Annotated in this window: 19 protein-coding genes and 1 pseudogene; 17 read left to right on the forward strand and 3 right to left on the reverse strand. The window is 29.8% G+C overall.

Features of this window, described 5'->3' with window-relative positions:
- Positions 1 to 41 precede the first annotated feature (41 nt).
- The gene (locus Q8852_RS02945; protein WP_305937692.1) at positions 42 to 596 is read left to right on the forward strand and encodes an IS1634 family transposase; all 555 of its coding nucleotides are present in this window, start codon (positions 42 to 44) and stop codon (positions 594 to 596) included.
- Positions 597 to 884: 288 nt separating this feature from the next.
- Positions 885 to 2,118 (forward strand): annotated as a pseudogene (locus Q8852_RS04580) (IS256 family transposase).
- A 287-nt stretch (positions 2,119 to 2,405) separates the two neighbouring features.
- On the opposite strand, the gene Q8852_RS02960 reads toward Q8852_RS04580, so the two are convergent.
- A complete protein-coding gene (locus tag Q8852_RS02960) occupies positions 2,406 to 8,303 on the reverse strand; it encodes a hypothetical protein (protein ID WP_305937693.1) in 5,898 nt (1,965 codons plus the stop codon).
- Between the two features lie 280 nt (positions 8,304 to 8,583).
- On the opposite strand from Q8852_RS02960, the gene Q8852_RS02965 reads away from it, so the two are divergent.
- The gene (locus tag Q8852_RS02965; protein ID WP_305937694.1) at positions 8,584 to 9,405 is read left to right on the forward strand and encodes an HAD-IIB family hydrolase; all 822 of its coding nucleotides are present in this window, start codon (positions 8,584 to 8,586) and stop codon (positions 9,403 to 9,405) included.
- A gap of 130 nt (positions 9,406 to 9,535) precedes the next feature.
- A complete protein-coding gene (locus tag Q8852_RS02970) occupies positions 9,536 to 11,833 on the forward strand; it encodes an endonuclease (protein WP_305937695.1) in 2,298 nt (765 codons plus the stop codon).
- A gap of 31 nt (positions 11,834 to 11,864) precedes the next feature.
- Here the strand turns inward: Q8852_RS02970 and Q8852_RS02975 are convergent, their stop codons facing one another.
- Positions 11,865 to 12,278 (reverse strand): hypothetical protein, encoded by a 414-nt coding sequence (locus Q8852_RS02975; RefSeq protein WP_305937696.1) that lies wholly within the window; start codon positions 12,276 to 12,278, stop codon positions 11,865 to 11,867.
- 63 nt (positions 12,279 to 12,341) lie between these two features.
- Between Q8852_RS02975 and Q8852_RS02980 the strand changes: the two genes are divergently transcribed.
- Entirely contained in the window at positions 12,342 to 12,758 is a 417-nt protein-coding gene (locus tag Q8852_RS02980; RefSeq protein WP_305937697.1) for a hypothetical protein, read from the forward strand.
- Between the two features lie 50 nt (positions 12,759 to 12,808).
- On the opposite strand, the gene Q8852_RS02985 is transcribed toward Q8852_RS02980, so the two are convergent.
- Entirely contained in the window at positions 12,809 to 13,300 is a 492-nt protein-coding gene (locus Q8852_RS02985) for an HNH endonuclease signature motif containing protein (protein WP_305937698.1), read from the reverse strand.
- 53 nt (positions 13,301 to 13,353) lie between these two features.
- Between Q8852_RS02985 and Q8852_RS02990 the strand changes: the two genes are divergently transcribed.
- The 12 genes from Q8852_RS02990 to Q8852_RS03045 are packed head-to-tail and all read left to right on the forward strand — an operon-like array spanning position 13,354 to position 23,621.
- On the forward strand, positions 13,354 to 13,866 hold the full coding sequence (locus Q8852_RS02990; protein ID WP_305937699.1) for a hypothetical protein: 513 nt from the start codon (positions 13,354 to 13,356) through the stop codon (positions 13,864 to 13,866).
- 1 nt (position 13,867) lies between these two features.
- Positions 13,868 to 14,284 (forward strand): hypothetical protein, encoded by a 417-nt coding sequence (locus Q8852_RS02995; RefSeq protein ID WP_305937700.1) that lies wholly within the window; start codon positions 13,868 to 13,870, stop codon positions 14,282 to 14,284.
- Positions 14,277 to 15,377: an AAA family ATPase gene (locus Q8852_RS03000; RefSeq protein ID WP_305937701.1), complete on the forward strand. Its 1,101-nt coding sequence runs from the start codon at positions 14,277 to 14,279 to the stop codon at positions 15,375 to 15,377. Before Q8852_RS02995 ends, Q8852_RS03000 begins: the two co-directional genes overlap by 8 nt.
- Before the next feature lies 1 nt (position 15,378).
- Positions 15,379 to 16,206, forward strand: a complete 828-nt coding sequence (locus Q8852_RS03005) for an MBL fold metallo-hydrolase (RefSeq protein ID WP_305937702.1) — start codon at positions 15,379 to 15,381, stop codon at positions 16,204 to 16,206.
- Entirely contained in the window at positions 16,167 to 16,517 is a 351-nt protein-coding gene (locus Q8852_RS03010) for a hypothetical protein (RefSeq protein ID WP_305937703.1), read from the forward strand. Before Q8852_RS03005 ends, Q8852_RS03010 begins: the two co-directional genes overlap by 40 nt.
- Positions 16,508 to 17,866, forward strand: coding sequence for an SNF2-related protein (locus Q8852_RS03015; RefSeq protein ID WP_305937704.1), 1,359 nt, complete (start codon positions 16,508 to 16,510; stop codon positions 17,864 to 17,866). Before Q8852_RS03010 ends, Q8852_RS03015 begins: the two co-directional genes overlap by 10 nt.
- A complete protein-coding gene (locus tag Q8852_RS03020; RefSeq protein ID WP_305937705.1) occupies positions 17,857 to 18,099 on the forward strand; it encodes a hypothetical protein in 243 nt (80 codons plus the stop codon). The genes Q8852_RS03015 and Q8852_RS03020 overlap by 10 nt, the downstream gene beginning before the upstream one ends.
- Positions 18,100 to 19,164 (forward strand): adenine-specific methyltransferase EcoRI family protein, encoded by a 1,065-nt coding sequence (locus tag Q8852_RS03025; RefSeq protein ID WP_305937706.1) that lies wholly within the window; start codon positions 18,100 to 18,102, stop codon positions 19,162 to 19,164.
- Positions 19,154 to 20,047, forward strand: coding sequence for an adenine-specific methyltransferase EcoRI family protein (locus Q8852_RS03030; protein WP_305937707.1), 894 nt, complete (start codon positions 19,154 to 19,156; stop codon positions 20,045 to 20,047). Before Q8852_RS03025 ends, Q8852_RS03030 begins: the two co-directional genes overlap by 11 nt.
- A gap of 28 nt (positions 20,048 to 20,075) precedes the next feature.
- Positions 20,076 to 20,489 (forward strand): hypothetical protein, encoded by a 414-nt coding sequence (locus Q8852_RS03035; RefSeq protein WP_305937708.1) that lies wholly within the window; start codon positions 20,076 to 20,078, stop codon positions 20,487 to 20,489.
- Complete coding sequence (dcm, locus tag Q8852_RS03040; protein ID WP_305937709.1) at positions 20,489 to 21,655, forward strand: DNA (cytosine-5-)-methyltransferase; 1,167 nt, start codon at positions 20,489 to 20,491, stop codon at positions 21,653 to 21,655. Before Q8852_RS03035 ends, dcm begins: the two co-directional genes overlap by 1 nt.
- Complete coding sequence (locus Q8852_RS03045) at positions 21,636 to 23,621, forward strand: hypothetical protein (protein ID WP_305937710.1); 1,986 nt, start codon at positions 21,636 to 21,638, stop codon at positions 23,619 to 23,621. Before dcm ends, Q8852_RS03045 begins: the two co-directional genes overlap by 20 nt.
- Positions 23,622 to 23,627 lie beyond the last annotated feature (6 nt).

Here is a 23,627-nt window from a genome sequence, read left to right on the forward strand (position 1 = left end):
ATAAAGCTGATAGACAAAACTTAATTGATAATTTTAATAAATTGAAAAACAAAAATGGATTAGTTGAAACCGGTAAATTAACTGGTGGAAAGAAATACAAATTCTTCAAAAAAGTAGGTAAAGCTTTTTATGAATTAGACTATAAAAAGGTTCAAGAAGATAGTCAATTTGACGGTTATTATATTTATGAAACTTCGAGAATGGATTTAACGTCTGAAGAAATTGTTGAAATTTATGCAAAACAATGACAAATTGAAGAAAACTTCAGAACAATGAAATCATCATTACAAGTTAGACCTATGTATGTTTGAACAGATAAACATATTGAAGCACATATTTTATTATGTTTTATGTCTCTTGTTATCATGAAATTTTTACTTTACTCAGTTAACAAAACTCTAAAAGATACTGGTGTAATCGATAGATTTTCAAATGAAAGAGTTATAAAAGCAATTAAATCAGCTGAAAAAGTTGTAAAAGTTGTTGATGGTCAAATAAAAGAAGAAATTTATATACGAAATACTCAAAATTCAGATTATATTTCTGATTTCGAAACAATACAAACAATATTTTCAGAAATTGTACAAGTAATTTAGACATAAAAAATACGAATAGCCCTATTTTTAAGGACTATTCGTTTTTTAAACCTTTAAAACTCCGAAACTCAGGAGACTAGAGCCTAGTATTAAAGATTTTTTAAATAATTTTTTATTCATGATGTCTCCTGATTTTAAATTTTTTTGCAATCTATTTTCATTATATAACTTTAATTAGCCTATAACATAGGGCTAAAACAAATTATCAGCAAAAAGTTTTTAAATTTTTTTGGTAGTAGACCAAATGTTGTGTAATCACTCCAAATATTAAAAGGAGTGATTTTTGTTATGATTTTAGAGGAAAGAAACAAATTATTAAGAAATGAATTTTACAAATTAGGAGCTGATATGAGAGAATTATCATTTCTACTTAATGTTAATTACTTAGATGTTGCTAAGTTAATTGAAGAGAATTTAAAAGATGAAGTAGATGCTTATATTACTGAAATGAATAAATATGAATTAGTTGAAGGAAAAATTTATAGAAATGGATATTCTAAAAGAACCTTATACACATTGAATGGTAAACTACAAATAAATGTCCCAAGATTAAGAAATGCTTCAAATTTTTGTTCACAAATATTAGCTAAATATAAAAGATGTGAGGAAGAATTTGAATTTCTAATCGCACATTTATTGCAACAATTTTTATCATATGAACAAACCATAGATTTAGTTGAGAAATTATTAGGTTTTAGAATAGGACATTCTATAATTGCGAGAGTTTCAAAAACTATTAAAAACAAATACGACAACGCTTATAGTTTTGACATAAATAATGATATTTATGCATTATTTATTGATGCTTCATATCATAAAGTTTTTAAATGATATAACCCATTCACTGGTGAATATTTAAATTCTTTAGAAAATGTTGAGAATCCAAGGGATTTTGTCAAACAGAGCTCAAAAATAGCCTTATACACCGCTATAGCTATAGATAAAGAAGGTAAAAAACAAGTTTTATCAATAGAAACCTCAGGTGTAGAAAGTACAGAAAATTGAACAAAATTCTTATCAGAATTAAAAAGAGAGGAATTAATGATCCTCAAGTTGTTGTTTGCGATGATTTTAGTGGAATTAATAATGTTATTAATTCAGTTTTTCCTTCATCTAAAATTCAAAAATGTGCATTTCATAAAATGACTAATGCGCTTATTACAATACCACAATCTAAAAGGTATGAAGTATCACAACTACTAAAACTAATATTTAAAGGTAAAAACAAAGATGAAGGTTATAAAAGATTTTTGGAATTTAAAAACAAATATAAAGATAAATACAGAAAAGCTGTTGCAATTATTGAAAACTCACTTGACGAGATATTCACATTTTATGATTTTCCAATAGGAATCAGGAGATATATTTACACAAACAATATTTGCGAAAATTTCCACTCAGCATTAAGAAAATATGTCAAGAAAAAAGCTCGCATCATAGTCCTAACTCCATCAAAATGTTGGCTATTGTTGCAAGCTTCAAAATAACTCGAACTTGAACAAGGAAAAGAATAATTTTCTAAGTTAAGTTCAGTATTATTATATATAATTTATTCAATTATAGTCCGATGTGATTACACAAACTTTGGACTACTACCATTTTTTTCATTAAAAAATAATAAAACTATAGTTTTTTTAATGAAAAATCCATTTTATCTAAGCATCTATTGAATATGAAAATTTACTCTTATATTTTTTTATTTTCTTCTAGTTTATTAATTCATTATTTTGCAAATATTTAGTATTCAGGAAAATACTTCCAGCATTATGAATAAGCAATAAAAAGCCAACTTTACAGTTGGCGAAAATCTTATTTTTTCTTAGGTCTAAAACAAATCATAAGCATTGCAGCTGTGAATGAAAGTGCTGAAACAATTGTTACATAGATTCATCATGCAAATTTTGTTGCTGGGTTTAAATCAGCAATATTCTTAAGTAAAGCTGATTTAACTACTTCAGGAACATTTAAGGCTTGAATTGAGTCTTTTAATTGTTTAATTTCTTCTTTGCTTGATTTGTTGCTTTCAATTACTTTGAAGTATTTGTTTGAATCAAGAGCTTGTTTTAAATTGTTATAAGCTGTTTTATTAACATTACCACGTATTAAGTTATCAATTGAACTTTGAGCATTTGTTTCATCTTTTTGGTTAATAGATTCAACTAATGATATAACATTAGTTCCTTCTGTAATCAATTGATTTAATTTATCACTTTGTGAAGTTTTAAGAGCTTCTAAAGCTGTTGCAGAAATATTTTTTAATTTATTTAAGGTTGTTGCTGCATTAGTTAAAGCTTGTTGTAATGCTGATTTCTTACTATTGTAATCAACAGCAGAAACATTTGAAGCTTTATATGAGTTTAAAAGGTTTTCTAAAGCTTGAATTTCAGTAATTGCATCATAGATATTTGTGTAATCTTGTGGTTGAGAAATTACTTGTTCTCCTTGTTTAATTACATTATCTTGGATTGATTTAATATCATTTTGTACTTTTGTACCATCTTGCCCTGCAGCATAGTTGTTTAAGTCAACAATTACATCTCCTAAAGCTTGATTTAAGGCTGTAGCACTTTGTAGTATATTATTTGCATCAGTTAAGTTATTAGCAGCTAAAATATTTGCTTTTAAAGCTTCTTTTTCTTGTTTATTAAGATTATTTAAGTTTTGAATATTATTCAGAATTGAATCAAGTCCTGTTTTTGATTCTTGAGCTTGAGCAAGTATATCTTGAACATTTTTATCAAAAGCTTTATCTAAATCATTTAGCATGCTTGCATCATTTATACTTTGAATAAATTGATTCTTTTGAGCTAATAGCATAGGACTTAATGTATTAATTTTGTCAACTGCTACTTGTTTTGATTTAGGAAGTAATTCATTGTATAAAGCATCTATTTCATCTTTATTAAATACTTTATTATTAAGTTTTGCTATGTTAGTTTCTTTTTCTTGAGGTGAAAGTAATGAAGCTTGGATTGATTTAATAGCATTTTGGTTTAAACCATTAAGAGCTTGTGAACTTGCATTTAATGCATTAGTTAATTTATCAACTTCACCTAGGTTTAAATCATTCCTATTAGCCGCTACAGCATCAATTGCATTTTGTAAGGCTTTATCAAATCCTTCTGTATTTGAAGCATATTTGTAAGCATCTGTATTTTTGGTATTTTCATTAGCTTTAATTGCTTTTTGAAGCTTTTGCATTGCTGTATTTAAGTTATTAAACTCTGTTTCTATAGCAGAAACACCTTCTAGTGTAGCAACATCAGCAGAATCAACTTTATCAATTAATGTAGCTTTTTGTTTATCATTTAAGCTTGAAGTATTAATTTTTTCTTTTAATGCATTTTTAGCATCTGCGAGTAATTTATCCCCATTTAATTTTCCTAAAGCTTTTTCTAATGCGCTTTTTGCACCAGTGAAATCTTCTGGGTTTGTTGAGTTTAATGCATTAATTAAATCTTCAGCAGCAGTAATAGCATTAACTACAGCTGTTTTCTTATCACTTGAAGAATTTAAATAGTTTGAAGAATTTTGAGCTTTTTTAGCATCTGCAAGCGCTGTTTTTAATGATTGGATATCAGTTTTTAATGATTGTGCAGCACTAATTTGTGCATCAATATCAGTTTGAGTAGTTTTTTGATTTACTAAACCTTTAAAGTGATCTTTTTGTGTTTGTGATAGTGTATCTAAAGCTTCTATTTGTTTGTTAGCAGCTTCTCTAGCATTTTGTAAATTAGTTTCACCATTTAAAGCACCATAAGCTTTTTCTAATGCTGTCTTGTATCCATTAATAGTTTCAGGATTTTGAATATCATCTCCAGAAGCTTTAACTACATCATTAGCAGTTTTAAATGCACCATCAAATGCTTCTTTATTATTTGCTCAGCTGTATTTAACTTGATTTTTAATATCACTAGGAATTGTTTTTAGATAAGTATCTAATCCTTGCATTGCTGTATTTAAGTCAGTAAACTTAGTTTCTATAGCAGAAACACCTTCTAGTGTAGTAACATCAGCAGAATCAACTTTATCAATTAATGTAGCTTTTTGTTTATCGTTTAAACTTGAAGCATTAATTTTAGCTTTTAATGCATTTTTAGCATCTGCGAGTAATTTATCTCCATTTAATTTTCCTAAAGCGCTTTCTAATGTGCTTTTTGCACCAGTGAAATCTTCTGGGTTTGGTGAACTTAATGCCTTAAGTAAATCTTCAGCAGCCTTAATAGCATTATCCACATCTGTTTTCTTATCACTTGAAGAATTTAAATAGTTTGAAGAATTTTGAGCTTTTTTAGCATCTGCAAGTGCTGTTTTTAATGCCTCAATATCGGTTTTTAATGCTTGTGCTGCAGTTACTTGAGCATCAATATCAGTTTGAGTAGTTTTTTGATTTACTAAACCTTTAAAGTGATCTTTTTGTGTTTGTGATAGTGTATCTAAAGCTTCTATTTGTTTGTTAGCAGCTTCTCTAGCATTTTGTAAATTAGTTTCACCATTTAAAGCACCATAAGCTTTTTCTAATGCTGTCTTGTATCCATTAATAGTTTCAGGATTTTGAATATCATCTCCAGAAGCTTTAACTACATCATTAGCAGTTTTAAATGCACCATCAAATGTTTCTTTATTATTTGCTCAGCTGTATTTAACTTGATTTTTAATATCACTAGGAATTGTTTTTAGGTAATTATCTAATCCTTGCATTGCTGTATTTAAGTCCGTAAACTTAGTTTCTATAGCAGAAACGCCTTCTAGTGTAGTAACATCAGCAGAATAAACTTTTGCAATTAATGTAGTTTTTTGAGCATCATTTAAATTTGAAGTATTAATTTTTGCTTTTAATGCATTTTTAGCATCTGCAAGTAATTTATCCCCATTTAATTTTCCTAAAGCTGTTTCTAATGTGCTTTTTGCACCAGTGAAATCTTCTGGGTTTGTTGAGTTTAATGCATTAATTAAATCTTCAGCAGCAGTAATAGCATTAACTACAGCTGTTTTATTGTCTTGTGAAGAATTTAAATAGTTAGGAGAACTTTGAGCTTTTTTAGCATCTGCAAGCACTGTTTTTAATGCCTCAATATCGGTTTTTAATGCTTGTGCTACAGTTACTTGAGCATCAATATCAGCTTGAGTAGTTTTTTGGTTTACTAAACCTGTAAAGTGATCTTTTTGCGCTTGTGATAATGTATCTAAAACTTCTATTTGTTTGTTAGCAGCTTCTCTAGCATTTTGTAAATTAGCTTCACCATTTAAATCACCATAAGCTTTTTCTAATGCTGTCTTGTATCCGTTAATAGTTTCAGGATTTTGAATATCATCTCCAGAAGCTTTAACTAAATCATTAGCAGTTTTAAATGCACCATCAAATGTTTCTTTATTATTTGCTCAGCTGTATTTAATTTGGCTTTTAATATCACTAGGAATTGTTTGTAGGTATTTATCTAATCCTTCCATTGCTGTATTTAAGTTAGTAAACTTAGTTTCTACAGCTGTTAAACCATTATATGTAGCACTTTTAACTTCGTCTACTAAAGTTTTTTGCTGTGCATCATTTAAGTGTGAAGAATTTATTTTACTAATTAAATTATTTCTAAGTTGATTTAAATTGTCTTGACCATCTAGGTTTACATTAAATGCATCAATTAATGATTGAATTGTTTCCGGATCTATGACAGAATAATTTTTATCATCTATTACAGCTTTAGCATCATTAACAGCTTTAAGGAATTGTTTTTTAACACCAGGGTTGTTATCATCACCTTCGCTAGCTGCTAAATAATCATCTGTTTGCATTTTGGTTTCAGCTGATTCTAAAGCGCTTTTTAATTCTCCCATTAAATTATTTAATGTATCAATTTGATTTACATAAGATTCATATTGAGTTACTGCTCTTTTATTTTTTTCTAAATTTTGTTCCGAATTCGGATCTACTCATCCATCTTTACTTCCGGCAATTGCATCTCTTTGCTTTTGGGTTAAATTCTTTGCATTCATTAATGCTTGCCTAAGTTTAAATTGATAATCATACATATTGTTTAAAGCATTAAGGTTATTTCAAGTACTGTTTAATTCAGTTAAATCACCTTGATATACACCACTATCTAATGAGCTATTTGTTGTAAGATCTGAATTAATTGTAGTCATTAATGTATCTAATTGAGTTTTTACATCAGGCATACCGATTTCATAATCAAATACATTATCTTTAATATTTTTGCTTGTGGTATCATATTTTGCTTTTAAATCAGCAATTGATCTTTCTAAAGTTGCTAATTTTTCTTTTAATGTATTTAATTCAGAAATATTGTTACATTTTTTAATTTCATCTTTTGCTGTAGTGATTCTAGACTTAGATAATGAAATGTTAGGATAATTGGTTTTAAAATCATTTAACAAGTTTTGAATTTCTTCTGCAAAATCTAATGTATTTGCTATTTTTGTATTAGCTTCAGTTAAATCAGTAATTAATTTTTCAGCATCTGAATATTTTAAATTATTTAGTGATTTTAAAAGCTCATCAATTTTAGTTTGTTGCGCTTTTACAGCTGTGGAATCATCTTCATTTAACTTAGAAACCCTGTTAGCAATAGTTGGATCGATTGCTTTTTGAACTTGATCTAATAATTGAGAAACAGTAGGTTGGATTTTCTTTAACTCTTCAGTGTCTGTATTTGAATTAAGATATTTAATCAAAGCATCTTTATACTTTTTGTCAATATTTGATTCATTTATTTTGTCAACAAGTGGCTTCTTAATATCTACAACTTCCTGGATTCCTGTCAAGATTTTTTCATATTCACCATCATTAAATGGATATGCACCCAATTTTTCTTCTCATGTACTTTGTTTAGCAAAAATATCATCTATATCTTTTTGGGTTAAATATGATTTTTTAATATTTTCTTCTTGCTGTTTTTTATTAGCTTCTTGAATTGGTTTAAATCATTCTTCGATTATTTCTTTAGCAGCTTTAGGTTTTAGTCCCGGTCCTTGTTCTTGGATTTTATTGATTAATTCTTCTTTTTGTTCTTCTGTAAATGCTTTTCAATTTTCAATTGCTTCAATTGAATTAGGGTTTGGAAAATATTGTGGAAATCCTTCAAAAATTCGTTTTGCATCTTTAACTTGATTTACTATAGCATTAATATTAACTTCTAGAGTTTGTAAATATTTTTGAATTTCCGATATATTTTGATTGATAGCTCATGTTTTCAAATTAAGTGAAGTTCCATTATTTTTTGTTATAACATCAGAATATTCAGGGTGTTTATTAATCTGTTTTTTTATTTCACTTTTTAATTCATAAACATTTTGATACTTATATATTTCATTTGCACTTGTGAAAAATTCTATAAATTTGTTATATCAATAATTTTTATTTTTTTCAGGTACTTTTTCTAAAACTTGTTTGATTAGATTTATTGTTGCATCATAATTTTCTTTCTTTGCAAGTGTGGTATAAATTTTCTTTTTTTTATTATCAGGATAAGCAGGATCTTGTTCCGACACATAAAAAGTATATGGATATGGTCTAGTTGCAGCAATGTCCATTAATTTTTTTATATTTTCAACCATTTCCTCAGTAGTTAATTGTGAATTATCATCATTAACATCAGAATTACTTTCTGCAGAAATTACACAAAATGGTACTAGTGCAAAAGAAGCACCAGTAATTAAGGTTAAAGATTTTTTAAAAAATTTCTTGCTCATATGTTCTCCTAGTTTAAATCTAAAATAGAAAAATTACTCATTCATTAACAAACATTTTAGTTAGATAAATGACAAATAATTACTCCTATATTTTTATTATATAACTTCCAAGCTTTTGTTTCCATTTCCGCATAAAAATAAGAAAATGTTTTCATATTATTAATAACTTTTAAAAAATACTAAAAACACTATATTTCAGTATTAAATAACTTTTTTTAAATTTGCTTTAACTTTGAGTTTATAATATAAACATATTTTTTAAAAATCGCAAGGAGTAAATATGGATAAACCTAAAATAATTTTTATTGATTTAGATGGGACGGCTTTAGATGGTAGCGCAGCAAAAATTTGACAAAAAAGACCAACACAAAAAACCATAAATACTGTAAAAGAATTAAACAAACAAATACCAATAGTAGTTTCAACTGGTAGAGGAGTAAATAGTAAAACTGAAGAAATAATTAAACAATTACAACTACCTTTAAACTATATTGCATGAAATGGAGCTCAAATAATTCAAGATGGTAAAATAATTCATCAAGAAGCAATCGATGCAAAAACAATGCAAGAATTATTCACTGATATTGCGAAAGATTTTGATTATGTAGTATTAAATTCAGATGGAACAAATTCTTCATATGTCAAAAATAAAATGTTGAGATATTTTATGGGATATGGCGGAAAAGGTCATGCTCAAAAATTTAGTTCTTTCCAAAATAACTTTGACATTTATAAAGCTTTAGTTTGAAATTTTTCAACTAAAAAAACACATAAACTTGGAAAAATATTACAAGAAAAATATAAAGGAAAATTAAATATAACTTTTGCAGGCGAACATAACGAATTACTAGAAATAACCTCTCCAAAATGTTCCAAAGGTGAAGCTGAAGTTAAATATTGTGCATCAGTTAATGTTGTTCCAAAAGATGCAATGCATATTGGGGATACTATGAATGATGCTTCAACTAAAGGAAAAGTAGGAACTTTAGTAGCAATGCAAAATGCAGTTGAAGATTTAAAACAAGTTGCTGACATTATTACTCCAATTAGTTGTGATGAAGCTGGATTAGCACAATTTTTAGAACAATTTCTTGATAAGTAAGCTATTGCTTGCTTTTTTTATTTGTGGAAATTGTGGAAGTTTATGAAAAAATGTGGAACAAAATCTCTTTTTGAACTATGTAGTCTATAAAGGAATAGAATAAAGTTAGAAAACAACTTAAGGAGAGCTTATGAATAAATTCAAAGGCATATTATTAACTTTACTTACAGGGGGGGTTAGCCTTATTCCTGTTGCTACTGTGCAATGTAGTCCAAGTAAAGACAACAGCAAAGAAGAATTTGACAAACTTATTGCTAGAATTCAAAGTATCAAAACCATTCAAGCCGATGCAGATAAAAATAATTTTGAACTTGATGAAATCTTAAAAGCTAGCAATGATGAAAAGCAACAATATGATTTCCAAAATATCAAAAAAGATATTGCAAATAATATTATTACTCTCAAATTAAAAATTAAAGCTAAATTACACCCAGAATTAACAAAGGATTTAGATTTAAAAATTCAAATTATTAGATCTAAAAAAGATAAAACTGACACAGAAAAACCTAAACCAGCTAATCCAGTTACTAAACCACAACCCGGAAAACAACCAACACCAGGTGCTGATGAAAAACCACAACCAAATCCAGTAAAACAACCTGCGGATACAAAACCTATATCAAATCCAGATAACAAACCACAACCTCAACCTGATAAAAAACCTTCTGAAAAACCTAGTCCTGTTGATGTAGAAGTTAAACCTCAACCAGGAAAACAACCAGCAGAAGTAACTGAAAAACCTTCAGTTAATATTGAAGATATATTATCTAAAGTAAATGCTGAAATTAGAAAAGGTTTTGAACTTCTTACAGCAGATAAAATCGAAAATCAACACATTAGAATTTTAGGTGTGGATGATGAAAAATACGATTATGAATTTAATCTAGGGGCTAATACTGAAGAAGGTTTAGTTACCGTAATGATTGAACTTCATAATAGAAGCGATAAAAAATTAGTTGGTGAAAAAAATGTTATTTTAAAAGTCGCATTACCAAAAATTGCTAATGAAGCCGATCCTATATTAGATGATTGAGGTATTGAAGACGGAAATAACGCAATTGTTTCAACTAGAATCTCAGGAGCTTTAAAAAATAAAGTTATTGATAACATGAAAAACAATAAAACACTTATGTATGACTGGAAAGGAAACAAAATTGTAATTAAACAAGATTGAAACAATTTTATTTCTTTAGGAGATTTAAACAAAGACTTCAATACAGCAGGATTACAACTTGCTAATGATAAAAATCCAGAAACTACATCAAAACCAAAAAATAAAGGCAAAGGAAACAAAAAACAACAAAGAACTAGAAAAATTCCAAACAATTCAATTTCATTTACTTTTAACAAAAAAGATTTAAATGTAACAATTGCTTATAAATTAGTTCAAAAAGTTGCTGGTGGATTTGACTATTCTAAATTAGTTTATACTTCTACATTTAAATTAGATTTTACTGATGAAAAAGAAGAAACACCTGCAGTTAGCGAAATCACTAATCCAAAAAATGAAGAAGTCTCTAATCCAACTGCACCAGAGATACTTAGCCCAATTAATATAACTTCTAAAGCTTCAAATTCATTTAATTATCAATATGATAGTTCAAATAACTACTATGCGCAATTAGATGGATTAAAAGGAAGCGCCTTGCTGCAAGCTTTAAACAAATTACAATTTGGTAAAAAAGAAGGTGGAAGTTATGATGGATTAACATCATTTTATAACCAAACTAAAGCATTTAGAGATTTATATTATGAAAAAGATAACACTTTATTAGATATTTACTCAGAAAACCCAAATGGTAAAGATCCTTACACCTACCGCAATTACAATTATTCAGGCGGTGGAGGTGAAGGAAACGGAACAAATAGAGAACATGTTATCCCACAATCATGATTTAATAAAGTTGGATACATGAGAAATGATCCAATTCATGTTTGACCATCTGATGTTAAAGTAAACAATATGCGTAGTAACTTCCCACACGATATAGTTTCTATTGGAGGTAAATCATCTTTAAATGGTTCTAAATTAGGAAAAAATAAAATTGGTGATACCGTATTTGAACCTATTGATGAATTCAAAGGAGATATTGCTAGAGCATACTTATATTTCTCAGTAACATATGGAAACCGAAATTTAGGTGGTTCATCAATTACCGCAACCGACAATGCTCAAAAAGTATTTACCACAAGTGCACCGTACATTAATAATCATTATCTACAAACATACATTAATTGAGACAAACAAGACCCAGTTGATCCCTTTGATGTAACTAGAAATAATGAGACTGCTAAATGAAATAAAACCGGTAGAAGAAATCCATTTATTGATTACCCTAACTTATATGAAAACATATATGGTCAAAACCCTAAACCATTTAAAAACTTAGGTGTATTAATTAAAGCTACACCGATTGAAAATAAATAAAACATTCCAGGTCATCCCTGGAATTTTTGTACTATTTTTCAGCTTCAGAAGTATTATTTTCAGTTGCTTTCTCTGCAGGGTTTGCTACATAAGGCACTGTAACTTTAAATGCTTTTGTAGATCAATAAAATTTACTGTTTACTTTTTTAGCTAATCTAAATTTAAATGTAAATGTATTTTCTTTATCATTAATTTCAAATGTTAAGAAGCATGAAGCAAGTTCTTTACCACTTGCGTTATATGTTGGTCAAAAATCAGATGCTACTAAATAAATATCTTTAATATCAGTAAAATCTATTGCTTCTGAATATGGATTTGTATATTGATTTGCAGCATCACCTAACACATGTGTTTTGTGGTTATATACAAATTTATTAGTTGACTTAATTTTTTCAATCGCAGTATAAGGTAATTTATTTTCAACTGCATTTAATCATTTAAACATACATCGGGAATAAAAAGCCTTTAATTTAGTCGATAAAAAAGAAAGAATTGAAAAGGACCTTATATGAACTCACACGATTATATGTTAAAAGAATACGCAGTAGCTAGTGAAATTTTAGAGCTACCTAATGAATTAAAATACCTAAATAAAATAGAAGACGACGAACGCGCCGTTAAACGTGGAATGGGTAAAAGAAAAAACGAGCTATTTGCTTTGTATTCTCGTAATAATAAAACAATTAAAAACTTGCTAAATGTTGAATACGGTAAAGAAATTGAAGAATCTATTAAATTATCTAGAGAAATTTTAACAACCCTAAAAGCGGTAGAAAATAAAGATGATTATGTTAAAAAAGCGATTGAATTATTAGAACTTAATGTTAACGTTTTCAATTATAAATATGTTTACACTAAATGATACCAAGTTATCAACATAGCTTACGCATTAAAGTTTTGCGGACAATATCTTAAATATGAATAACAAAAATAAAAATATTAAAGGAGAAAAATATGCTATTAAAAATTAAAAAATTAGGCTCGTAAGAGCTTGCTTCTTAAGTGATTAGCGATTAGCTCGCAATCAATGTTATCTATTCTATATTTAACATAATAAAAGAATGAGCATAAAAATTCTATAATGAGCGCCACTTCTTTAAATGTATAGTCTTCTAATGCTTTAGAAAAATAAAAATATATGACATTACCGACTTGATAAAAATTAATATAAGCATTAAGAAACATCCAAGAGTCGCTTACCACAAGGCCACGAGGCGAAGCAAAAACCAGCTTGATTTTCTTGCTGTTATCAACCTTAAGGCTGCGGAGCTTTTGAGTTTTAAAAGTTTTTAAACCGTGACACTTAATACATAGAGTCTGGAGGTTATCCTGAGCTAAAAAATAGGCCTGTGTGTTATTATGTTCGATTATGTGGTCGACTTGTAGATTTAAAGTAGTACCGCACTTGACACAATAAGGCTCACGGCTTAAATGGGCTTGACGTGCATTAGATCATTCTTTTGACATATAAGGGAATTTTCAATTTATCATACTTAAATTATAACCATAAAGAGGCACTTATGAAAACACTTCAAACAAAGTACAAAGGCGCAATCACAGCTTATGAATTAGCACTAAATTTTGGAGAATTAAGCGAAGACTTCAAACAAAGATTCCAAGGGCTAAAAATTAAAATAGACCAAGCATATGAAAATAACGACACAAACAAGTTCGAAGAATTATGCTGAAACTTATTTGAATATTTTTATGTTAATAGCGAAGTAGTATATACAAAATATATCACAGCTTTAAAGCTAAATGATAAACCAAGCATTAAAAAAAGAATTCAAACACTTAAAAGACTAAATAAGAAAATATGGGCTTACTATTTAGCTACAAACGAAGAATTCAAACAACTACAAAGCGCACACAAACAACTCGGACAACTTATAAGAATGATGGAGCAAAATATTTTTGACCACGACTATTATTTTATAAGCGCAATAAGTGTACTTTATGAAATTAAGGAAATTATCGACAATAAAGAGTTTAACAATTTTGCCTACATAAAATGACTAAAAGGAGAAATTTAAGATGCAAGCAACAAACACACAATGACTTAACAAAATTATAAAAGTAGAAACAGCGCTATATAAATATGTGGTGCTTAAAGTGGACCGGAGAAAATTTAGCGAGCTTATGAATGAAATAAACGCAACGGACAAAGAAGCAAAAATTGACGCACCACAAAACGAGCTACATAAAATTCTAACAAAGCAAGAAACAGCAGCGTACGAAGAATATAAGAGAGCTGTATTAAATGCTTTTAATGAACTCGGGGATGATTTTAATACTATAGCAATTAGCATCGACAAAATAAGAAACGGGGTTATGTACTTATTTAAGTGCCACTTAATAAGCCAACGAGATATAGACGAATATATTAAGTACGCATTCTGGGAAATTGACGATCTTAAGTACTTTTATTTTAAAGGAATAGAAAATGAATAATATAAAAATTAAACATTACTGGATTCAAAATTTTAAAGGAGTAGCACACTTTAGCAGCGGAGAAATTAGCAACCTAAAACTGCCCGAAGTATTTTATAAGGGAGAAAATGGGATAGGGAAAACAACAGCACTGGAGGCAATTACATATTTATTTGTAAATAAAGGCCTAGACGGGAAAAGATTAAACCCGCAAAATAAAAACAGTGAGCTCCCACCAGTTATTGAGCTAACTTTTGAAATAAACGGCAACGAGTTTAATTTAGCACATAAAGACGGTAAGTACTTTATTAATGATGTAGCATACACTAGCACGGATTACTTTAAAAGAATAAAGGCACTAACTGGAGTGGACGCGGACTTGTTGCTTGCTATTATCTCGCCGCAGTACTTTATAGAACTTGAACCAGTTGCTAAAAAAAGATTATTTTTAAATGCGTTTAATAAGAGATACTTGCGGCGTTTTATTGATAGCCTTAACAAAGACTCCACAGCGGCACTGCTGAGCTTAAGAAGCGAGAATTGAAACACCGCAAACGCTAAAAAAGAAATTAATAAGGAAATTAAAGAGATACAGCAAAATATGGAGTTAAGAGGCTTCCCAGCTTATTTTATTAATAAAGTGGACACCGCAATTTATAACAGACAACAAAAAGCACAAGAAAACAAAAAACACGGAGTGCTTGATATATTAGTAGACACACTTGCGGGGGAGATTATTACCTTAAGGGAGCAAAATAACCTTAAGCTTTTAAAGTTGTATAATGATGCTTTTTATATTGATGAGACAGCAAGTAAATATGCGCAATTTATTAATACAATGCTTAAAAGTATAGGGTTTGGCTTTAATGTTGAATTGTTTAATGATACAGGCAAAGACGTATGCAATATAACTTGAGACAATGTGCCGTTTAATTCTTTAAACAGTTCCACACAAACACTGGTGGCTATACAATTATCGCAACTTTTTCAAACTTTAAACAATATGGAGTGCTTTATTTTACTAGATAACGCCGAGCATATAGACAAAAAGACACTGGAACACTGAGGCAGCATTTGAGATAACCAGTTTTTAATAACAAAGGTGGACGCATAGTATGGACCTATTATCTTTAGGAAGTAGTAGCAAAGGGAATGCCTACCTTGTTAAAAGCGAAAAAGATTATATTGGACTAGATATCGGAATAAGCCCGTTTAGCAAAACGCCAAAAATTAATTTACTGTGAAGGCTTATGAAGTACTTATTTATTAGCCACGAGCACGAGGACCATACTAAGTACCTTACAGCATTCTTAAAGCAAAATGTAGAGGCTAAAATATTTATAAATAGGAAATGCTATGAGCTATTAAAAATTAAGGACACAAGCGGCACAATTAAGGCACACTTTAGGAGATTTATATTTTTAAATGAGCGAGAAAATAAATGGGAGAACTCGGACCTGGAGGTGACGTGTTTTGAAGTGAATCATAATAGCCTGGCTAATAATGGCTATGTTATTAAGTTTAAAAATAGCAAGGAAAAAGTAGCATTTTTTACTGATTGTGGGAGCTGAAGAAAAACGACTGAGATGGAAATTTTTAATAATACACATATGATGCTTATGGAAGTGAACCACCACATAGCACAAAAAAGAAAAGTATACCGAAATAATAAGACAGCCATACAATTTAGCGATTTTGGACACTTTAGCCACCAGCAAGCACTCGAGCTACTGAAGAAACTAACAAAGCACATCCACGAAATGGGGAAAATTATGCTGCTACACCAATCAAGCACTGAATACCGAAACGCTGAAAGAATGGACGGAGCAATTAAAACGCAATTCCCCGCTTTTGAAATTGAAAGAGTGGCACCGGTTGGAGTACATTATTATAAGAGTGATAAATGAATCCAAGCACGGAAAAAGCAATTGAAACAAGAATAAAAAAATATCTTAAGCAAAATAATATTAGTTATTTTAAATTGTTCGCTAATGCACTACAAGGCGCAGGGCTTGCTGATTTGTGAGTTTTTAACTCGTTTTGGGCTTATGCTTTAGAAATTAAGCGAGACTTTAAACTAAACAAACCAACACCGCTACAAGTGGCTAAAGCGCGACAATTTAGCAAAAACGTTATTTATTTGTTCGTAGATTGTAATAACTGGAAAGATATATGCGAAAAGATAAAAGACAACGAAATTAAAGAACTTGAAGCAATAAGTAAGCAACAGCTTAAGGAGTGAGAATGCGGTTAAATAAGGAGCTTTATGATTTTCAAAAAATAGGAATATACAAGGCGGTACAAAATAAGAGGTTCTTGCTGGGACTAGATATGGGACTGGGAAAAACTTTTACAGCGTTGTACTATTTGAAAATTATAAGAGATAAGCTAGGGGAAAAATTAAGCACCTTTATTATTGTAGATGCTAATAAGGTAAAAGACTGAAATGCTGAGGCGCAACAATTTAATTTTAAAAATTTTTATATGGTAAAAAATAGTGCTGATTTTGAAAAAGTAGATACAAAAAATGGTTATATTATTGTGGTAAGTTATCCAACTTTTAGAAATTTAGTGACTAATGAAAAAATTAATTTAAGCCTACAGCATAATATGATAATAGACGAGAGCCAAGCATTAAAAAACCCTAAAAGCAAAATAAGTAAGATTATGCTAAAAAATAACGAAAATTTTAACCGTGTTTTATTGTTAAGTGGCGATCCCATTAGCAATGGTTACGAGAATCTATTTGTACAGCTTCACTTACTTAAAGCACTTGAGCCACATATTAAATATATTGACTTTTTAGACAGCTTTTGCAATTATGCTACTGTGCTACCTAAACGAGGGCAGACTAACGTTTTTAGAATTATAAACAGCTATAAAAATATCGATTATTTAATGGAATTATTAAACGCAAAAAGTTATTTTATAAGTACCAAGCAAGTAATGAAATTGCCGGAGCAAGTAGAAAACTATATGGAAGTAGAAACTTGCGAAGAATACAGCACTATAAGAAAACAGCGGGTTTTAATTAAAGATGGCTATGAAATGATTGCGGACAACACGATCAACCTTTTACACTATTGCCGGCAACTTGCTAGCGGAGTTATAAAAGACAACGACGGAAATTTTCACTTGCTAAATACCAGCAAAATTGACGTGCTTAAAAATATCATAATAAGCACACAGCAAAATATTACAGTATTCTACAACTATAAGGCGGAATTACACTTTATTAAAGAAATGCTTAAGGCTTTAGAAATTGCTTATTTTGAAATAAACGGTGAGTGTAATAATTTAGACCAAGCACTAGCTTATAGTGGTCGTAGTATTATACTGATACAGTTCCAAGCTGGAGCGCGGGGGATTGACGGGTTACAAAATATAAGCAATTTACAAGTTTATTTTTCACCAACTTTAAGCGGCGAGCTATTTAAACAAAGCATTAAGAGAATACACCGAATAGGACAAGAAAAAGAGTGCTCTTATATTTTTCTAGTAAGTAAAAGCACGATAGAAAAAGAGATTTATAAACAACTTAACAAAGCAAGGGACTACACCCTTAAAATGTTCGAAAACACATTGGAGGAGACTTGAGACTAGTATATAGACAAATAATAGCGCAAGATGCCGACAGCGGCCAAGTATATATTTTAGATATAGCACAGCCACAGGACGCATTTAGCAAAGCTAGAATTACAAACATATATAAAAGCCCTGAAGAAATTACAGCATATGAGAAAAACCTAAAGGGCACAACATTAATAAAAAATTTAATTAGTTATGGTGACGCAATACAAGTAAATAAAGTCACTAAAGAATTAGAAGGAGAATAGATGGCGATTAATTTTGCAGCTGATTGAAACAAGAGAGTGGAAGAGATTAATAATTGACAACCCGAAAAATTAGCGGACGGTTATTATCAAGGTTATATTATTGATGGAGAAATTAAGACAGTAGAAAAACCGGGAGAACGTTTTAAAGTTGTCGAAGTACATTGTGAAATTTTAACACCTGAAGAATTTAAAGGGAGAAAAGTAAGAAAAACATATTACATTGATGACGCTTACAAACTTGCCTGAAAAGTTGAAAAAGACCATAGAGAGTTTGACGAGTTTTTACAAGAATGCGGGAAAAGCTACACCAACGAGCGTGAATTAGTTAATACACTTTACGACCTAAAAGACGAAAAAACCGGAGTCCTTGTAAGAGTTGACAACGTAATTAAAGGGGACAAAACTTATCAAAATATCACCCTTAAAGAATTAAAAAAATTTAAAAGTGAAAAGGAGCTAGAAAGCAAACACCTTAAGGAAGTAATGAAGCAAGAAAGAAAAGAAGAGATTGGATTTAGTGTGGACGACTTATTTAATATTAATAATAATAACACCACACAACAAGAGAAAGAACTTGATATTTTTAACGACTTACAAAAAGCAAAAAGCGATCAAAGCCGGAACCATATAGAAGTTAATGACGAAGCACAATGACAAGACAGCAAAGCGTTTAATGTGTATGGAGAAGGTGGAATTCAAAAAAACCTAGTAGGAGCGCAAAGACGAAAATTTGACGAGTTTTATACACCGCTAAGTGTAGTAAGCGACGAGCTAGAAATTTGATACAAAAAAGACCCTAATTTTTTAAGGGACAAAATTGTATGGCTACCGTGCGACGAGATAGAGAGGGAGCTTTTTGGAAAAGTTAACGAAAATACAGCAAGCCAATTTTGAGTATATTTACATAAAAATTTTAAGCGTTTTGGAATTAAAAAATTAATAGCAACATTTAAAAATATGAACGGAGCACCAGCATATAAGTATGAATATAGTGGTGGAGAAGATAATAATATTTGAGACTATAAAAAAAACAGCCTTAAATTTTGACGGTGATATGTTTTCTAATGAATGTAGAGAAATATTAGCTGGGTGTGATATTGTTATAACTAACCCACCGTTTTCTTTATGGCTTAAAATGTATGATTACCTTAAAGAATATAATAGGGCTTTTATTGTTATCGGTAATATTTTATCCGTGAACTATACTAATATTTTTGAAGATTGTAAAAACCTAATTTATAAAACGGGTTACACAAAGCCAAGCCACTTTTTAAAGTATGCTGAATATAATAATAATAATAATAATAATAATAATGACAACGAGAAAGCTATTATCCGTGTAGCTTGTTATTGATTTACCAACCTTAAAATTGATTATAAATTAAGAAACTTTATCAAAGAAAAGAAACCACAAGAATTTAGAAAATTAGATAACACTAATATTATAAACATAGCAAAAATTGCGGACCTAGAGTATGTACCTAAAGACTATGACGGAGAAATAGCAGTCCCAGTTACTTTTGGTATTACTTATGACCCTACTACAAGTCCGTACGAAATTCTGGGACAAGTTCCTAAAGATATTTGTAAGATTGATGGTAAAAGCATTTTTGCCCGTTGATTAATTAAAAAGGAAATAATGAAATTTAAAGACTGGTGTTATCTTAATAGATTTGTAAAAGTTAAAAAGCTTTTAAAATGAGGCTTATCTTTTCCAACTGATATAAAAAGACAATTAGAAGCAAACAAGAACAGCTGGGTTCGTATATTTGTAAGATTTGAAAAGAATACTGGGGAGCTGATTTGTTTTCCACTAATGAACGGAGATAATAAAACCGTATGGCTGTTAAGTTTTGACGAAGTTGTTATTAGATGAAACTTATACCAAAGCGACGTTTTAAAAAGTAAAAAGGAGAAAAAGAATGCTAGCCAAGGACGCATTAATTAATTATTTAGAATTAAATAAAAACGATAATATGAATTTAGAAAATTCTTCACGCAATGCCGTATTAAAAAAACAATTTTGTTTTTGGGCACTGGAGCAACTAGCACAGCAAGAATATAAAAAAACTTATTACCATATAAAAATTTTTAAAGTTAATAAGGATGTACAAGTTATCCAATTAAGTTTTAAGAATGTAGATAAAAATAAATTTAGTTTTTTCCTTGTAAGTAGAAAGAGAGATGACAAGTGAGAGAACGATGCCTGAATTAATAGTGGAGAGACTTTTGTATTTTGTAATGACTTTACTTTTAAAAGTGATTTTATACAAAAAGCGTCCGGAGGTTATTTAAGAACTAAATTAAAAGAATTTTGGATTGATTTTTTCCGGTACTATTATGAAGATTTTAACCTTGAGAGAGTGGATGGCTTTTTAAAAGTTTATTAATGAAAATTAAATTGTATGAGGCTTTTGCTGGCTATAGTTCGCAAGCGATCGCTTTAAGCAATTTAGGAATCAAAGTACAGCATATTAATAAGGTGGAATGATATATCCCCGCAATTATTAGCAATTTAATACTTGAGAAAGCGGATGTAAGTGCTTACAGTTTTACAAACTATGAAGAAGCTTATAAAGAATTAGAAAATTATACTTTTTCAAGTGATAGCAAAAAACCAATTAATATTAGAAACATTAATAAAAAGAGATTTAAAGAAATTTATCCATATTTAAAGTATTGAGTTTCTAATTATGGTACTGATATCACTAAAGAGCAATATATACAAGACGGGGTAGATATATTTACATACTCGTTCCCGTGCCAAGATATATCAACACAAGGAAAACACAAAGGGTTCGAAGATAAGCAAACACGCAGCGGCCTTGTGTGAGAAGTTATAAGAATTATACAAAACACAAAAAACAAACCTAAAGTTCTAATTATGGAGAATGTAGACGCTATATTAAATAAGACACATATAAATAATTTTAAAAAGATTATTAGCATACTAGACGAGCTAGGTTATGCTTCTAGCTATGAAATTTTAAATGCTAGTGATTTTAATGTACCACAAAACCGCAAACGGTGCTTTATGGTGAGTGTTTTAAAGGAACTAAATAAAAACCCTTTTGACTTTAGCAAACTAGCTAAAAACAGCCTTAAAACAACGCTGGAGCACTTTATAGACTTATCACAACCAAGAAAAGAAAAACAACCAGCAACAAAACATATAAACGAGAATAAAAATAGCCTTAAGGTAGTTTTTAATAAAGATAATTTATATGTTTATTATGCTATGAAGTTATATAAATTTCAATGTGAGAATCGGGTTAATATTTTAGAATTTTCTAAAGTTTTACAAACTTTAACATTAAACAATTCTTACCCCACTTTTTATTCTAATGAGTTAAAAAAATGCTTTTACTTAAATGCTATGGATCGCTTTTTACTTATGGGACTAGATAAAGACAAAGCACAGCAACTAATTAATAGTGAGTTATTAAGTGAGAACGACCTTATGAAGTTAAGCGGGAATAGTATTGTTATTAATGTACTCGAAGCACTATTTAAAGAAGTAAAGGAGCAATATTTTAATGAAGGAGCAGCTAAATAAAGTTAAAGGGATACCGTGTGATGTATGAGTGTATGACATCGAAGTTTTTAAACAGTATTGGTGCATTACATTTTTAAATATCAAAACCGCTGAACTCGTTGTAATTGATAATGATTACAAAGCATTACAACAAGTAATGAAATACAAAATTAAAGGGATACTTGGTGGCTTTAATAATGTAAGGTATGATGACTATATTTTAAAAGCGTTGCTTCAAGGACTGAATCCTTACAACTTAAGCCAATGAATAGTAAAAGAGAAAAAAGCCCCTTGAGAATATAAGGGAATGCGACCTAGTAAATTACCCGTAGCAACTTTTGACGTAAGCGACCTAATAAGCCCAACCCGTATGAGTTTAAAGAAGTACGAAGCATTCCTAGGAGTTAGCATTGAAGAAAGCGATGTCCCTTTTGATTATGATAAGGAACTAACACAACAACAAAAAGACAGCATATTAAAATATAATGCTTATGACGTTAAAATTACCGCCTTGCTACTTGTTAAATTTATCGACCAGCTTATTATAAAAATGAACCTTATAAGCGACTATAAATTACCCACACAATTTTTAGCAAGAACAAACACAAGAATCACAGCCAAGATTTTTGAAGCGGATAAAAGTTTATTACCAAGATACAAAACATATAAATATGAAGCTCCGCAAAACATTAAGCAACTTTATAAAATGTATGCTCCGCAATATTTTTGAATAATTGAAAAGTTCGAGTCCGTGGAGTATAAAACAAAGTATTCCGCCAGCTATGAAGAAAAGCAGATTGAGTTCGGTATTAAATTTCAAAATATGGACCTAAAATTTGCTAGTGGCGGACTACACGGTGCGGTTGAGAATTATATAAGCACTAAAGACGAAAATATTATAACTATTGATATTACAAGCAACTACGGGGCACTTATTGCTAAATATAATTTTGGGTCTAGGGCCACTCGTGATATGAGTAAAAAAATGCAGGAGCTTTTCAACCAACGGGTTAAAATTAAACACGTTGACAAAATAAAAGCCGCATACCTTAAAGACTTGATTGTTCGCCCTTTTGGTGCTATGGATGACATAAACAACGATCTATGAGACCCGAGACAACGCCAAGCGATTTGTATAACCGGACAGCTTATTATTTTCTTATTAAGTGTAATGTTGTCGCCTTATTGTGAATTCTTACAGGTTAATACTGACGGTATTTACTTTAAAACAAGCAAAGAGAATGAGACAAAAATTAAGCAATTATGCGACTTGTGAGAAAAAAATACCCTTATGAGTTTAGAATGAGAATGAAATAAGAGAATCATACAAAAAGACGTTAATAATTACATTTTAATAAAACAAGACGACTCACTAAAAACCAAGGGGGCGCAAGTTAAATACTATGCTGCGCAATTTGATAATGATACTTACCACACAGTGAGAGGGGCGGTAAATAATAACTTAACTATAATAGATAAGTGCGTTGTTAATTATTTTGTTAAAAATATACCAGTGATGGAGACACTGAAGCAAGAAAAGGAGCTGGTCCGTTTTCAATTTGTTTATTCCTTGAATGGTAATTACACGGACAGCTTTTATGGGGATAAGTTGCTAAAACCCCGCAAGGTGTGACGAATATTTTACACATTAGACGGAGAGCCAGTGTTTAAGGCTTATAAGGTTAATGGAGAATGAAAGAAAGACAAAGTACCACAAAGCAGCGAGAGAAATACAATTATCACCAGTGATATAAGAAAACTAACCCCGCAAGATATTAAACTAGATTATAACTATTATGAAGAGATCGCAACGAACCGTATAAACTTGTATAAATATGGAGAAAATAAAAAAGAGAATATTACAAGAATGTACCCCGGAGAAAGTTTTGAGTGCTTTTTGTGTGGTAATAGTTTAATGAATGAAACAGTAGTGCGGTATATTTTAGATAACGAAGTATGCCGTGAATGTTATATTAAAAAAGCATAAAAGAAA

This window comes from Mycoplasma seminis, from assembly GCF_030718845.1.
GTDB classification, from domain to species: domain Bacteria; phylum Bacillota_I; class Bacilli_A; order Mycoplasmatales; family Metamycoplasmataceae; genus Mycoplasmopsis; species Mycoplasmopsis seminis.